Consider the following 12,935-nt stretch of genomic DNA (forward strand, 5'->3'; position numbering starts at 1 on the left):
GAAACGGCCGTGCTGAGCGAAGAACTCTCTTCTGCGGCACCCACGAAGTGCCGATACCAATTGGCAAGTCGGCACTTCGGTTCCGGTGGGCGGGTCGCCCCCTTCCTGCATCAACCGATCGGTTGATGCAGGAATCCACCATCCCGCTCTCCGGCCGGACGATCCGCCACCCCCCGGCCCCGCGCGATTCTCAAGGCATGCCAACACACCGGGAGCCCGCCCTCCGCACCACCGGACTCCGCAAAGCCTTCGGCGACCACCTGGCCGTCGACGACATCCACCTCACCGTCCCCGCCGGCTCCTTCTACGGCCTGGTCGGACCCAACGGCGCAGGCAAGACCACCACCCTGGCCATGGCCGTCGGCCTGCTCCGCCCCGACGCCGGCAGCGCCGAGATCTTCGGCGTCGACGTCTGGCGTGACACCGTTCAGGCCAAGGCACTGATCGGCGTGCTGCCCGACGGCAACGCCATGCCGGAACGGCTCACCGGCCGCGAGGTCCTCACCTACCTCGGCCTGCTGCGTGGCCTGCCCCCCGCCGTCGTCGCCGAGCGCACCGACGAACTCCTCCGGATCCTCGAACTCGACTCCGCCGAGCGGACCCTGGTCATCGAATACTCCACCGGCATGCGCAAGAAGATCGGCCTGGCCGTCGCGCTCCTGCACGCGCCCCGCCTGCTCGTGCTGGACGAGCCCTTCGAGGCCGTCGATCCTGTCTCCGCGGCCACGATCAGGACCATCCTGCGCAGGTTCGCCGCCAATGGCGGTTCGGTGATCATCTCCAGCCACGTCATGGCCCTCGTCGAGCAGCTCTGTGACCACGTGGGCGTCATCTCCGACGGCCGCGTCGTGGCCGCCGGGCCGCTGGCCGATGTACGCGGCGCCGGAAACCTGGAGGACGCCTTCGTCGACCTCGTCGGCGCCCGTACCGGTGGAACGGAGGGGCTGGCATGGCTCACCTCCTGACCTCCGGCCCGGTCGCCGCCCAGCACATGATCCGCATGCGGCTGGCGATCACGCGCAACTCCCTGCGCGGCGATGATGCCGCCAACCTCTACGCCGGCGTCTCGGGCGGGCTGCTCCTGGCGTTCGGAACGATCGCCGTCGCCGTCCTGTGGCCCGCCTATCTGCCTCTCACGCTGGCCGTGTGGCTCACCGGCTGGATCTTCGGCCCCATCCTCATCGGGGGCGGCAACGAGGCCCTGCGCCCCGAATACTTCTCCATGCTCCCGGCCACGCCAGGCCGGATCGCGACGGCCCTGCTCGCCGGAGCTTTCGCGGGCCCCGCACCCGCGGTCAATCTCATCGCCCTGCTGTCCCTGCCCGTGTACGGCTGGCGCTTCGGCCCCGCCGGAGTGCTCATCGGCCTGGCGGCAGCCCTCGCCACGCTCATCACCATGGTGATGATCTCCCGCGTCATCGTGGCGCTCATCGGGCTGTTCGTCAGATCGCGCGCCACCGCGGCCGCCGTCGGCATCGTGACCGGCACCGCCATCGCCCTGTGCAGCAACGGCTGGGCACCCGTCGTGGCTCTGGGCGGCACCGACGCCGCCGCCTGGTCCCAGATCCTCGTCCGCGTCCTGCCCTCCGGATGGGGCGTGGCCGCCATCGAAGCCCCCTGGCCTCTCGCCCTCGCCATCCTCGCCGCCAACGCCGGCGTGATCGCCCTCCTCCTGGCCGCCTGGGCCGGCCTGCTGGCGCGGCGCGTCGTCTCGGCCGCACGCGGGGGTACGCCGCCCCGCCGGGGCACGCCCCGGCCCTTCCCCGCCACCGGCGGCGCCCGCATCGCCGCCGCCAAGGAACTGCGAGCCTGGTGGCGTGACCTCGTCCGCATCCAGCTCCTCGCCACCGCCTTCTCCTACGCCATCGTCACCCCCCTCCTGCTTCTCGCCCTCGACGCCTGGATCATGGTCCCCTTCACGGGACTCATCGCGATCGTGATGGCCGCCGCGTCCTCGGCCAACCTCTACGGCGCCGACGGGACCGCCCTCTGGCTCACCCTCATGACCCCCGGCGCGGAGCGCGCCGACGTGCGTGGCCGCCAGCGGGCCTGGCTCCTCGTCGTCGGCCCGGCCGCCGTCATCCTCTCCCTGGCCGGCACCCTCGTCAGCGGCCAGACCTGGGCCTGGCCGTGGGTCCTCGGCCTGCTCCCCGCCCTCCTCGGCGGCGGTGCCGGGATCATCGTCCTGCTCGCCGTCACCTCGCTCGTCCCCGGCACCGACCCCCACAAGCGCGGCGGCAACCCGCTCAGCACCGGCGCCGACGAAACCGCCGAAACCAGCCTCGCCTGGCTCGTGCTCCTCGCGGTCCCCGCCACCGCCCTGCCCGCGGCCGGCGCCCTCCTCCTCCACCCTTGGGCCGGCATCGCCACCGGTGTGCTGACCGGCGCCCTCAGCGCCTGGGGACTCGGCAGGATCGCCTACCGCAGACTCGAGAACCACGGGATCGATCTGCTCAACCTCATGAAGCACGGCCCGGCGCCCCAGGCCGACAAGCCCACCACCGCGGACCTGCCCATCCAGCACCGCATCGGCGTCACGATCAGCTACACCATCGCCTGGCTTCCCCTGTTCCCCCAAGGAGTCGTGCCCATGGTCATGAAGATCGTCGGCATCGAGGACCGCGGCTGGTTCCTCGCCCTTCATCTCCCGCCGGTCTGGCAATGGCCCACCGTCATCTTCATGATCGCCCTGGGGCTGCTCATGTACGGCTACGCCATCCTGATCCCCATGCGCCTAAGCTCGTCCTCGTCGGTCACCACCAGCTGAAACCCAGCCGCACCCGAGAGGAGGGCGCCCCCGGATGAACGACCCCTTCCCGCCTTCCCCCTGGGAGCGACGCTTCGAGCGCGTCGTCGAGATCGTCCCCTACATCACCCTCGCCGCTTCCCTGGTCATCAGCCTGGCCTCACCCGTCCAGCCCGAAGGCGGGATCCCCCGTACTCTCGCGCTCACCGCCCTGGCCCTCGCGTGGTGTCTCGGCGCCCGCACCCTCCTCCCCGCCGCCGTGCGCGGACGCCGGGTCGCCGTCACCGTTCACTTCGCCGGCGTCCTGGCCACGGCCGCGCTGCTGACCCTCCACCACCCAAGCTTCCTCATCTACTGCATCACCGGACTATTCCTCGCCGCCGACTTCGCTCCTTCCAGGTGGACCTTCGCCGCCGTCGCCGCCACCTCCTTCGTCCTGTACGGCTCGACGCTCGACTGGGCCCAGGCCACCATCCAGCTCATCGTCTTCTATCTGGCGATCATCGTCGTGCAGACCGTCGCCATCGGCGGCGGCCACATCGCGGGCATCAAGATCGAGGATCGGCAGCGCAAATACCGCAAGGCAGCCAGCGACCTCCAGGCCGCCATGGAGGAGAACGCCGGCCTCCACGCCCAGCTCCTTACGCAGGCCCACCAGGCCGGCATCCTCGACGAACGCCAGCGCATGGCCCGCGAGATCCACGACACCCTCGCCCAGGGCCTCGCCGGCATCATCACCCAGCTACGGGCCGCCCAGCGCCTCGAGGACTCCGCCACCCACGTCGAACTCGCGCTCAACCTCGCCCAGGACAGCCTCACCGAAGCTCGCCGCTCCGTCGCCGCCCTCCAGCCCCACCAGCTCGAGGACGCCCACCTCCCCGAGGCCATGACCACCCTGGCCCGCGACTGGAGCCGGAGCACCGGCGTCGACCTCCACGTCGAAGTGACCGGCGACCGCGTTCCTCTCAGCCCAGCCATCGAGGTCACCCTCTTCCGCGTCGCGCAGGAAGCCCTCGCCAACGTCGCCAAACACGCGGGCGCCACCCGCGCCGGCCTCACCCTCTCCTACACCGGCGCCGTGGTCCTGCTCGACATCCGCGACGACGGCACCGGCATCCACAACCCCAGCGGCGAAGGGTTCGGGCTCCGCAGCATGAGACAACGCCTACGCGGCATCGGCGGCTCCCTCGAGATCGAGAGCACGCCCGGCGAGGGCACCGCCGTCAGCGCCACCATCCCCGCACTCCAAGGAACCCCCCGGTGATCCGCCTCCTCATCGTCGACGATCACCCCATCGTCCGCCACGGCCTGCGCGCCGCCTTCGAAGCCGAACCCGACATCCACGTCGCCGGCGAAGCCGCCAACGGCCGCGAAGGCATCGACCGCGCCACCGCCCTCAAGGTCGACATCGTCCTCATGGACCTGCGCATGCCCGAAACGGACGGCGTCAGCGCCATCACCGCCCTGCGCCACTCCCACCCCCACATCAAGACCCTCGTCCTGACCACCTTCGACGGCGACTCCGACGTCCTGCCCGCCATCGAAGCCGGCGCCACCGGCTACCTCCTCAAAGACGCCCCCACCGACGAACTCCTGCGCGCAGTCCGCGCCGCAGCCGCCGGCGAGCCGGTCCTGTCGCCCTCCGTCGCCGGCCGCCTGATGGGCCAGGTGCGCCGACCGGTCAAGGCCGCCCTCACCGACCGCGAGCTGCAGGTCCTCGCCCTCGTCGCCGACGGCGCCTCCAATCGCCAGGCGGCCGCCAAACTCTTCATCAGCGAGGCCAGCATCAAGACCCACCTGCTGCACATCTACGACAAACTCGGCGTCCGCGACCGCGCCGCCGCCGTCGGCGAGGGGTATCGACGCGGTCTGCTCAGTTAGTCGGCCAACCACCCGCCGTACCGGAGCCCACCCTCGCCCACCTGCAGGAACGGCGCAGATGGCGGCTGGTGGGACCAGCCGCACCGACAGGCCGTCTCACAAGGGTGGCCAGGACTCCCGCTGATCGCGAGGGAAGAGGTCAGGAGTCGTGGACCGCCGACGTCGCGCCGACCCAGCGGTGATAAGCGCCCACGTCGACGTTGCTGCCGCACACGACGGTGACGACGTGCCGGCCCGCGAAGCGCTCACGGTCGCGCGATGTCCGCCGCCCGTTCGCGAGCCAGGTCGAAGTCCCCGTCCACCAGCTCCAGCCGGGCACCGAACGCGCGGATGCGATCCAGCTTGGCCACCGGCGCGAACCGGGAGGCCACCACGGTGACGTCGAGCCCCCGGCCGCGACCCGACCAGGCGAGGGCCTGGCCGAGGTTGCCCGCGCTGGCACACACGACGGCGCGCGAGCCGTTGCCGGCCAGATGGCTCGCGACCAGCTCGGTGCCGCGGGCCTTGAAGCTGCGGACCGGGTTCGCCGTTTCGAGCTTGATGCTCACCGCGCACCCGAGCTCGGGCTCCAGCGCCTCGCAGCGGTACAGCGGGGAGTCGAGGAAGAGCGGATCGATCACCTGGCGAGCCGCCCGGATCCGAGCCGTGTCGAGGCGTGTCCGCAGCATGGCCCCGGAGCGTATCAGCCGCCCGCGACAGGCTCGCGGGTCACATGTCCCAGGTGACGTGCAGGCTCTTGACCCCGTGGATGCCCGCGGTCGCCAGCCGTGGCGCGACCGCTTCGGTCTGAACGGCCAGGCGCAGCGTGGGAAGCGGCTGAGCAGCGCGACGCGGCGTGCGGGGGATCGATCACGGGGCCGGGGTGGCGGAGGCGTGGGCGAGTGCCGAGGGGGTCTGGCGGCCGACGATCGCCGGTGCCTGATGAACGAGGTCGTCGTTGCCGATGGCCTCGACCATGAACAAGGCGAAGTCGATGCGGCGGGTGCGGTTGCTCCCGAGGACGGGGTCGCCGACGTGCCGGCTCCAGACGGGCAGTCCCTGGCTGTCGCCTTCCTCCAGGTCGCTGCCGCGGACGACGGTCCATCGCGTGGCGCTGGCGAACACCCGCCGGCAGGCTTCCACCTGGTCGTCGAGGTCGGCGAAGCGAGCCAGCCGGGCGAGCGGGCCGGCGACCTTGACCAGCGCCCTGATCTTCCACGAGTACACGTCCCGGCCGTCGAGCGTGATGTGCCAGCCGCAGGAGAACACCAGGCGGGCGCCGGGCCGTGCGTGGTCGAGCACCGCCTGGGCCGTTCCGGTCGCGTACCCGTGAACCCCGCGCGGGACCAGCACGGTCAGCACGCCGTCGCAGCCCTCGACTGCCCGTTTCACAACGTCGCGATCGTCGGTCGCTCCGGGAAAGAGGGTGATACGTCCCTTGAACGCGTCGAGTTTCGGCACGCTCGCCTCCCGGCACACGCCGACGACCTCGTAACCCCGATCCAGTGCGTGCCGCACCATGTACTGCCCGAGTTTCCCGGAGGCCCCGACGATGCAGACCTTCCGCCGGGCAGCGCTGCTGGTGCCTTGGTCCTGTCCTGTTTGCATGGCTTCCTTCACGTCTTCTCTCGCGGGCGATCTCGCTCCCCCCCGCGGGGCAGACGACCCGCCGTCCGGACTGGGCAGGGAACCGGCCACTGCGCCTCTGACCCAACACCCGCCAGCACCAGGGAGAAATGGGCGATAGGCGAACAATTCATCAGCGCAGCCGATAACTGCTGGACGCTCGATGGAGCGGCGGGTCGTGAGGGGATCCGAGCCCTGGTTGCCAGGTGCGGACCGGAGGTAACCGGCGGACCTCCACTTGTCCACGTCCAATGGCACGAAACCCGGGTGTGCTCCGGCACTGAGGCGCGGCCGTATCGGCGCTGTACTGAGGGTATCGGGCACCGGCTTCGGAGCCCGATCATCCACCCGGCAAGGGGATAGATGAGTACACGCGGGAACGATAGCCGCTCAAGAGCCACCATCGTGCGCAGGTACGGCGTGCGCGCGCTGGCAGCGGGGGCCGCGCTGACCGGCACGCTGCTGGCCGTCGCCGGGCCGGCACACGCCGCCAGCAACGTGGTCGTGACCGGCGGTGGCACGCTGCAGATCATCGCAGGCAACGTGTCGGACAACATCACCGTGTTCGTCGGCGCCAACGGCCGGCTGCACGTCAGGAATACCCTCGACGTGGTCCCGGCGGTCGCGCCGTGCGTGGCGGTGAACGCCAACGAGGTGTCATGCCCGGCTGCGGGAACCCTCCGCATCAGGGCGGCGACGAGGGGCGGCAACGACGTGCTCCGCAACTTCACCTCCCTGCGCTCCAGGGTGGACATGGGGCGGGGCAAGGACACCTTCTTCGGTGGGTCGGTCAGGGACGTGGTCTTCGGCCGGGCGGGCGATGACGTCCTCAACGGCCTGGGAGGCAACGACGCCGCCAACGGCGGCGCCGGCTTCGACCAGTGCACAGCCGAAACCAGGGTGCTCTGCCCGTAACGGGTAGGCGCACGCAGGGACCGGTCCAGGAGATCGGCCCTTGCGTAGGCCTGTGCGCTTTACTCAAGGCTCGGGCCGCCTGGCGGCGCCGAGCCGCGGATCTCCTTCCGAGCTCCCCGCTGACCGACCCGGCCCACTTGACGGCGCGACACCGGGCTGCCGGTTGGCCGCGAGCCGGCTTCTCCTCAACTTCGCAGGAACAGCAGGACCGCCAGAACCCTGCGGGATTCGCTGCCAGTGGCCGGGAGACCGAGCTTGCCGAAGATGCTGGACACGTACTTCTCCACCGCGCGCAGCGTGATCACCAGCCGGTCGGCGATGCCCTGGTTGGACGTTCCGACGGCCATCAGTTCGAGCACGTCGCGCTCGCGCGGCGTCAGCGGGGCGAGCGGGTCGTCGCTGCGCCGGCGGGACAGGAGCGTGGAGACGATGGTCGGGTCGATGGCCGAACCGCCCGCCGCCACGCGACGTACGGCGTGGAGGAAGTCCGGGACGTCGCTGATGCGGTCCTTGAGCAGATAGCCGACGCCCTCCGCGGAGTCGGCGAGCAACTTCATGGCCAGGCCGAGCTCGACATACTGCGACAGCACCAGCACCCCGATGCCGGGGTGGGCGGCGCGGATCTCCATGGCGGCCCTGACACCCTCGTCCGTGTGCGTGGGCGGCAGCCGGATGTCGACGATGACCACATCGGGGAGCTCGACCCGCATCGCGTGGCGCAACTCGTCGGCGTCGCGGCAGCGGGCCAGCACGTCGAAGCCGGCGTCGGCCAGCAGCCGGGCCAGGCCCTCACGCAGCAGCACGCTGTCCTCGGCGATCGCTACCCGCATGGCATCTCCGCTCTCACCCGGGTGCCGTCGCCGCGTGGGGTCCACACCCGCAGCCGGCCGTCCAGCGCCTCGACGCGGTCCGCCAGGCCACGCAGGCCGGTGCCGGCCTCGGTGTCGGCACCGCCGACGCCGTCGTCCACCACCTCGACCACGAGCCGGTCGCCCACCCGGGTGACGTCCACGGTGGCCGAGCTCGCCCGGGCGTGCTTGCCGATGTTGGCCAGGCTCTCGCAGACCACGTAGTAGGCCGCGACCTCGACCGTCTCGGCGAGCCTGCTGTCCAGGCCGACGGTCAGGCGGACCGGGACCGGCGCCCGCGCGACCAGCGACTCGAGCGCGACGGCGAGGCCGTGGGCGCTGAGCACGGCCGGATGCAGGCCGCGCGCCACGTCGCGCAGCTCCGCCAGGGAGATCGCGACCTCGTCGCGCGCCCGGGCCAGCAGGGCTCCGGCGCCGGCGTCGCCGTCGAGCCTGGTCTCCAGCATGCCCAGGTCGAGCGAGAGGGCGACCAAGCGCTGCTGAGCGCCGTCGTGCAGGTCGCGTTCCAGCCGCTGCCGCTCCTTCTGGCCGGCCTCGATCACCCGGGCCCGCGACCCGCGCAGCTCGTCGACGCTTGCCCGCAGCTCGGCCCGCAGCCGGCCGGTGCGCAGGGCGATGGCGGCCGCGGCGGACACCGCCTCCAGCAGCTCCGGCTCGTCGGTGAGTGCCGGGTCGTGGATGAGGGCCGCCACCTGCCTGCGGTCCTGCTCGATCAGTGTCACGCCGGCCTGGTCGGCGGGCAGTTCCACCGGTTTGCCGTGCTGGTCCGCCCAGGCGCCGAACTTCGGCAGCCAGTACACCAGCGACAACGACGGATCACGCAACGCCCTGGCCAGCGGCCCGCGCAGGTCCACGGGCTCCGCCCGCAGCTCCACCACGAGATCGCCCACGGACACCCGCGCCAGCCGCGCCTGGAGCAGCCCGGCCAGGAAGGCGACCGGGGCCAGGCCGAGCACCGCCAGGCAGATCTGCTGGATCCTCGGGAAGAAGAATTCGGCGAACACCCCGGCCAGGAGCAGGAGCGCGATCATCGCCAGCGCCAGCGCGAAGACACCGATCATCAGCGCGAACGGGCGTCGCGGCGGCCGCTCGCCCGCGCGCCGCCGTCCGGCCAGCAGCGCGACCCCCGTCAAGGCGACCCCGCTGATCAGGACCAGCTCCACCTGGTAGATCCCCTGCGCCAGGACCGGCGCCTCGACGAGCCGCAGGACGTGCGGCTCCAGACCGCCCAGCACCATCACGGCGAGCTGCACGCCGGTCGCCGCCACGTAGCCGACGCCCAGCAACGCCCGCTCCAGCCGCCCGGCCAACCGGCCGGTAGGGAACGCCAGGAACACGTGCACGATGAGCACCAGCGGCAGCAGGTCCAACGCCTGCCCGATGGTGTGCGCCACGGCGTTGCCTGACGGGTACAGCATCGACGCGAGCGAGGAGAAGCCCGTTACGACCATGAGCGGGCCGAGCCGGTTGGCCGGTCGGCGCCGCCACGCGATCAGGCCGCTGACGGTGTACGACAAGGAGATTCCACACAGGAGCGCCACGTTCAACGGGTTGGCGCCGGCGGCCACGGCCAGGGCGATCGCACCGGCCAAGCCGGCCGTGAGGGCGACAGCGAGACCCACCAGCAGGGGCCCCGGGGCTCGCGGGGGAGCGACCGGCATGCATCACCCCTTTCCCGCGGTCGTGCAGGGCGACCGCCAGCGATGGAAGGAGGCGTCGCGCACACGCTACGCCCTCCTGACGGGCGTCTACCAGGGCCCCTCGGCGGTGAAGGGATGCCAGAAAACCGGCCCCCGAAGCGGCCAGCAGCCCGCCTTACCGGCCCGGCCCCCGACTGCCAGCGTGAACGGCAACGAGAAACCGTCAGGAGCCGCGATGAAGACCCGGGTCATCCAGGACGACCCAGACGACGAGCCACCGCTCGATCCCGAACCGGCCCAGATCGAGGAACCCGGCCCGCCGTTGCACGCCGGTGACCCGGCGTCCTGCCCACCCTCCGAGCGGCCCGGGCAGCCGGCCGGAGCCGACGACCGTCCCGCCGGGAGCGACCCGGCCTGACCATCGTCAGCTCCAGGTTCGCGACCTGGGTCGTGTTCCAAGCCGCAGGCCACGCGCGCAGCCCCGGTGGCGCGCCGGAAGGGGCGGTCGTGAACCGTCCGTGCCCGCCCGCACCCACGCGGGAAACGAAGAGCTCCTCGAGGAGGCCATCATGAGACATCTCGGCGCGATCGTGGCCGTTGCGGTGACGACCCTGATCGTCCCGCCGGCGATGACACCGGCGGCCGGCGAGGCCGCCTCACGCGGGTCCGCCGCCGCGTCCGTGGCGTGGGGCACGTGTCCGCCCGTCGCGCCCGGCCGCGTCCGCGATCCTCGGCAGCAGTGCGCCTCCTTACGGGTGCCGCTGGACTACCGTGACCCGCGCGGACGGACGATCGACATCGCGATCTCCCGGATCGCGTCCGCCGAACCGGCGACGCGCCGGGGGATCCTGCTGTCCAACCCCGGCGGGCCAGGGGAGAGCGGGCTGGACATGCCGAGCGAGCTCGCCCCCAAGCTGTCCGCCGAGGTGCTCGACCGCTACGACCTGATCGGCATGGACCCGCGCGGCATCGGCCACAGCACCCCGGTCACCTGCGCGCTGCCGTTGGACGCCCCCGACCTGCTGATCCCATGGCCCGCCCCGGACGGCGACATCTCCAGGAACGTGGCCTACACCGAGGCGGCGGCGCGGTCGTGCGCCGAGCACTCCGGCGATCTGCTGCCGTTCATCACCACCGCCAACACCGCCCGTGACATGGACCGCGTCCGCGACGCCCTCGGCGAGGCGAAGGCGTCCTTCTACGGCCGCTCCTACGGCAGCTACCTCGGCACGGTGTACATCTCCCTCTTCCCCCGGCGCGGCGATCGCATCATCCTCGACGCGGGGGTGGACCCGCGCCTGATCTGGCACCGTCAGTGGCTCACCTGGGGACCCGCGTCGGCACTCCGGTTCCCCGACTTCACCGGCTGGGCCGCGGCCCGCGACGACATCTACCATCTCGGCGCGACGCCCGAGGCCGTCCAGCAGCGCTACATCGAACTGGCAGCCGCGCTCGACGCCCGCCCGTTGCCCTCGCCCGTGCCCGGCTTCGCCATGCTGACCGGCAACATCTTCCGCGAGCTCACCCGCGAGGAGCTGTACTTCGACGAGGCTTTCCCGCTGGTGGCCCAGCTCTGGCAGTACGCCGCGGGCACGGCGCCGGCGCCGGCGATGCGCAAGGCAGCCGCAGCGCCGGCCAGCGCTGTGCCGGCCAGCGGCGTGCCGGCCGACAACGGGCTCGCCGCCCTGTTCGCGGTCGTCTGCGGCGACGTCGCCTGGCCCGTCGACCTGAGGGCCTACCAGCGAGAAGTCGCCTCCGACCGCCGCGCCTATCCCCTCACCAACGGCATGCCGGCCAATGTGTGGCCCTGCGCCCGCTGGCGCTTCCGCCCGATCGAGCCGCCTGTCACCGTGACGGGTCACGGCCCCCGCAACGTGCTGATCCTGCAGAACCTGCGCGACCCCGGCGTGCCCTGGACCAGCGGCTACGGACTACGCACCGTGTTGGACCGGCGCGCCGCGATGGTCACCGTGGACGCCGGCAGCCACACCGCGTACGGCCGCGGCAACGCCTGCGCCGACATGGCCGCCCACGGCTTCCTGGTCACCGGACGCCTGCCTCGCCACGACCGGTTCTGCCCCGCGGACACCGGCGGCCACGCACGCTGAGCCCACAGACGGCCACGCACGCCGGGCCCACCCGGCTGCCCCGCACCCGACGCCGGTGCGGGGCCTGGCCGCGCGCGCGGTCCATGGGGAACGGCGTGAGCGCCGGGCACCACGCATCCCCGGTCGTGGCCGTGCCAGTGCGGCTTGCTCGCGGGGCTTCGACCAGAAACCCGCCCTGCGTAGTGGCCGGTCACCCGGCTTACCGGCGGCGGCTCCGGCTGCGAGCGTCGAAGCATGAAATCTCGCATCATCCATGACGAATCCCCACCTGTAGCCGGGAGATCCGGCTTCAGGGAGTGGGCACGCCGCCACCGTCTCACCTGCTTCTTCGTTCTGGCGTTCACGCTGTCGTGGTGGGCCTGGCCACTGCAGGCCGCGGGCATCAGCCAGGAGCCGGGCTTCGTGCCCGCGGGGCCGGTCCTGGCCGCGCTCATCGTCCTCGCCTTCACCGAGGGCCGGCCCGGGCTGCGCGAGCTCGGGGGCCGGCTGCTGCGCTGGCGGGTCGGCTGGATCTGGTACGCGGCCGCGTTCGGCCTGCCGCTCGCGGTCATCGCCGTCACCACGTGGGCGAACATCGCCCTGTTCGGCGCCGCTCCGCTCGACCTGGCCGCGCTGCCGTGGTCGAGCGTCGCGCTGCTGTTCGCGCTGCGGCTGGTCAACCCGATGGACGGGCCCATGGGCGAGGAGCCCGGCTGGCGGGCCTACGCCGTCCCGAGGCTGCAGGCCACGCGTTCGCCGCTGGCCGGCGCAGCGGTGCTGGGCGTGTTGGTGGCGCTCTGGCACCTGCCGACCATGGTCATCCCGGGGGAGTCGCTGATCGGGCTGCCGACCACGTTCGTGATCACGTTCGTCTATGTCTGGCTGTTCAACCGCACTGGCGGCAGCCTGCTTCTCGTGCTGCTCTTCCATGTCACGCAAGGCACGATCACGCTCGGCAACATCGGCTTCACCGGCGATGACGTGCTGCGCATGGAGTGGCTGGGCCTGACCGCCTGGACCCTCGTGGCCGCCGCCGTCGTCATCCTCGACCGCAAGGCCTGGCGGCCGGCGGCGGACCCGGCGTGACCGACGTCCGCGCCGGAGGCGAGGCAGCGTAGCAACTGCCATGGGACGGGTTTCGGCGCCGCACATGCTGCCGACAAAGGTGCGGCGCCGGTGAGAACGCTTGATC

General features: G+C 71.8%; 12 protein-coding genes. 8 read left to right on the forward strand and 4 right to left on the reverse strand.

Annotated elements, in window-relative coordinates:
- Positions 1 to 197 precede the first annotated feature (197 nt).
- Genes ACBJ32_RS43045 through ACBJ32_RS43060 form a run of 4 tightly spaced genes read left to right on the forward strand, consistent with a single transcriptional unit; the run spans position 198 to position 4,627 of the window.
- Positions 198 to 965, forward strand: coding sequence for an ABC transporter ATP-binding protein (locus ACBJ32_RS43045; RefSeq protein ID WP_375131708.1), 768 nt, complete (start codon positions 198 to 200; stop codon positions 963 to 965).
- Positions 950 to 2,767, forward strand: coding sequence for a hypothetical protein (locus ACBJ32_RS43050; RefSeq protein WP_375131709.1), 1,818 nt, complete (start codon positions 950 to 952; stop codon positions 2,765 to 2,767). Before ACBJ32_RS43045 ends, ACBJ32_RS43050 begins: the two co-directional genes overlap by 16 nt.
- Before the next feature lie 34 nt (positions 2,768 to 2,801).
- A complete protein-coding gene (locus ACBJ32_RS43055) occupies positions 2,802 to 4,010 on the forward strand; it encodes a sensor histidine kinase (protein ID WP_375131710.1) in 1,209 nt (402 codons plus the stop codon).
- The gene (locus tag ACBJ32_RS43060; protein ID WP_375131711.1) at positions 4,007 to 4,627 is read left to right on the forward strand and encodes a response regulator; all 621 of its coding nucleotides are present in this window, start codon (positions 4,007 to 4,009) and stop codon (positions 4,625 to 4,627) included. The genes ACBJ32_RS43055 and ACBJ32_RS43060 overlap by 4 nt, the downstream gene beginning before the upstream one ends.
- Positions 4,628 to 4,872: 245 nt before the next feature.
- Here ACBJ32_RS43060 and ACBJ32_RS43065 read toward each other — a convergent pair whose 3' ends face one another.
- Positions 4,873 to 5,295: a pyridoxal-phosphate dependent enzyme gene (locus ACBJ32_RS43065; RefSeq protein ID WP_375131712.1), complete on the reverse strand. Its 423-nt coding sequence runs from the start codon at positions 5,293 to 5,295 to the stop codon at positions 4,873 to 4,875.
- 181 nt (positions 5,296 to 5,476) lie between these two features.
- Positions 5,477 to 6,214, reverse strand: a complete 738-nt coding sequence (locus ACBJ32_RS43070) for an NAD(P)-dependent oxidoreductase (RefSeq protein ID WP_375131713.1) — start codon at positions 6,212 to 6,214, stop codon at positions 5,477 to 5,479.
- A 423-nt stretch (positions 6,215 to 6,637) separates the two neighbouring features.
- On the opposite strand from ACBJ32_RS43070, the gene ACBJ32_RS43075 reads away from it, so the two are divergent.
- Positions 6,638 to 7,147, forward strand: a complete 510-nt coding sequence (locus ACBJ32_RS43075; RefSeq protein WP_375131714.1) for a hypothetical protein — start codon at positions 6,638 to 6,640, stop codon at positions 7,145 to 7,147.
- Between the two features lie 185 nt (positions 7,148 to 7,332).
- Here the strand turns inward: ACBJ32_RS43075 and ACBJ32_RS43080 are convergent, their stop codons facing one another.
- On the reverse strand, positions 7,333 to 7,977 hold the full coding sequence (locus ACBJ32_RS43080; RefSeq protein WP_375131715.1) for a response regulator: 645 nt from the start codon (positions 7,975 to 7,977) through the stop codon (positions 7,333 to 7,335).
- Positions 7,968 to 9,677: a sensor histidine kinase gene (locus ACBJ32_RS43085; protein ID WP_375131716.1), complete on the reverse strand. Its 1,710-nt coding sequence runs from the start codon at positions 9,675 to 9,677 to the stop codon at positions 7,968 to 7,970. The genes ACBJ32_RS43080 and ACBJ32_RS43085 overlap by 10 nt, the downstream gene beginning before the upstream one ends.
- 214 nt (positions 9,678 to 9,891) lie before the next feature.
- Here ACBJ32_RS43085 and ACBJ32_RS43090 point away from each other — a divergent pair, with 214 nt between their 5' ends.
- The 3 genes from ACBJ32_RS43090 (at position 9,892) to ACBJ32_RS43100 (ending at position 12,829) form a co-directional block, all read left to right on the forward strand.
- Entirely contained in the window at positions 9,892 to 10,074 is a 183-nt protein-coding gene (locus ACBJ32_RS43090) for a hypothetical protein (RefSeq protein WP_375131717.1), read from the forward strand.
- A gap of 151 nt (positions 10,075 to 10,225) precedes the next feature.
- Positions 10,226 to 11,764, forward strand: coding sequence for an alpha/beta fold hydrolase (locus ACBJ32_RS43095; RefSeq protein WP_375131718.1), 1,539 nt, complete (start codon positions 10,226 to 10,228; stop codon positions 11,762 to 11,764).
- A gap of 234 nt (positions 11,765 to 11,998) precedes the next feature.
- Positions 11,999 to 12,829, forward strand: a complete 831-nt coding sequence (locus tag ACBJ32_RS43100) for a CPBP family intramembrane glutamic endopeptidase (RefSeq protein ID WP_375131719.1) — start codon at positions 11,999 to 12,001, stop codon at positions 12,827 to 12,829.
- The last annotated feature ends 106 nt before the right edge of the window (positions 12,830 to 12,935 follow it).

The organism is Nonomuraea sp. GTA35 (assembly GCF_041950525.1).
Taxonomy (GTDB): Bacteria; Actinomycetota; Actinomycetes; order Streptosporangiales; family Streptosporangiaceae; genus Nonomuraea.

Coding starts and splice junctions, on each gene's coding strand:
- ACBJ32_RS43095 (WP_375131718.1), top strand. CDS start 10,226: ATGAGACATCTCGGCGCGATCGTGGCCGTTGCGGTGACGACCCTGATC.
- ACBJ32_RS43065 (WP_375131712.1), bottom strand. CDS start 5,295: ATGCTGCGGACACGCCTCGACACGGCTCGGATCCGGGCGGCTCGCCAG.
- ACBJ32_RS43070 (WP_375131713.1), bottom strand. CDS start 6,214: ATGCAAACAGGACAGGACCAAGGCACCAGCAGCGCTGCCCGGCGGAAG.
- ACBJ32_RS43100 (WP_375131719.1), top strand. CDS start 11,999: ATGAAATCTCGCATCATCCATGACGAATCCCCACCTGTAGCCGGGAGA.
- ACBJ32_RS43055 (WP_375131710.1), top strand. CDS start 2,802: ATGAACGACCCCTTCCCGCCTTCCCCCTGGGAGCGACGCTTCGAGCGC.
- ACBJ32_RS43050 (WP_375131709.1), top strand. CDS start 950: ATGGCTCACCTCCTGACCTCCGGCCCGGTCGCCGCCCAGCACATGATC.
- ACBJ32_RS43090 (WP_375131717.1), top strand. CDS start 9,892: ATGAAGACCCGGGTCATCCAGGACGACCCAGACGACGAGCCACCGCTC.
- ACBJ32_RS43080 (WP_375131715.1), bottom strand. CDS start 7,977: ATGCGGGTAGCGATCGCCGAGGACAGCGTGCTGCTGCGTGAGGGCCTG.
- ACBJ32_RS43085 (WP_375131716.1), bottom strand. CDS start 9,677: ATGCCGGTCGCTCCCCCGCGAGCCCCGGGGCCCCTGCTGGTGGGTCTC.
- ACBJ32_RS43045 (WP_375131708.1), top strand. CDS start 198: ATGCCAACACACCGGGAGCCCGCCCTCCGCACCACCGGACTCCGCAAA.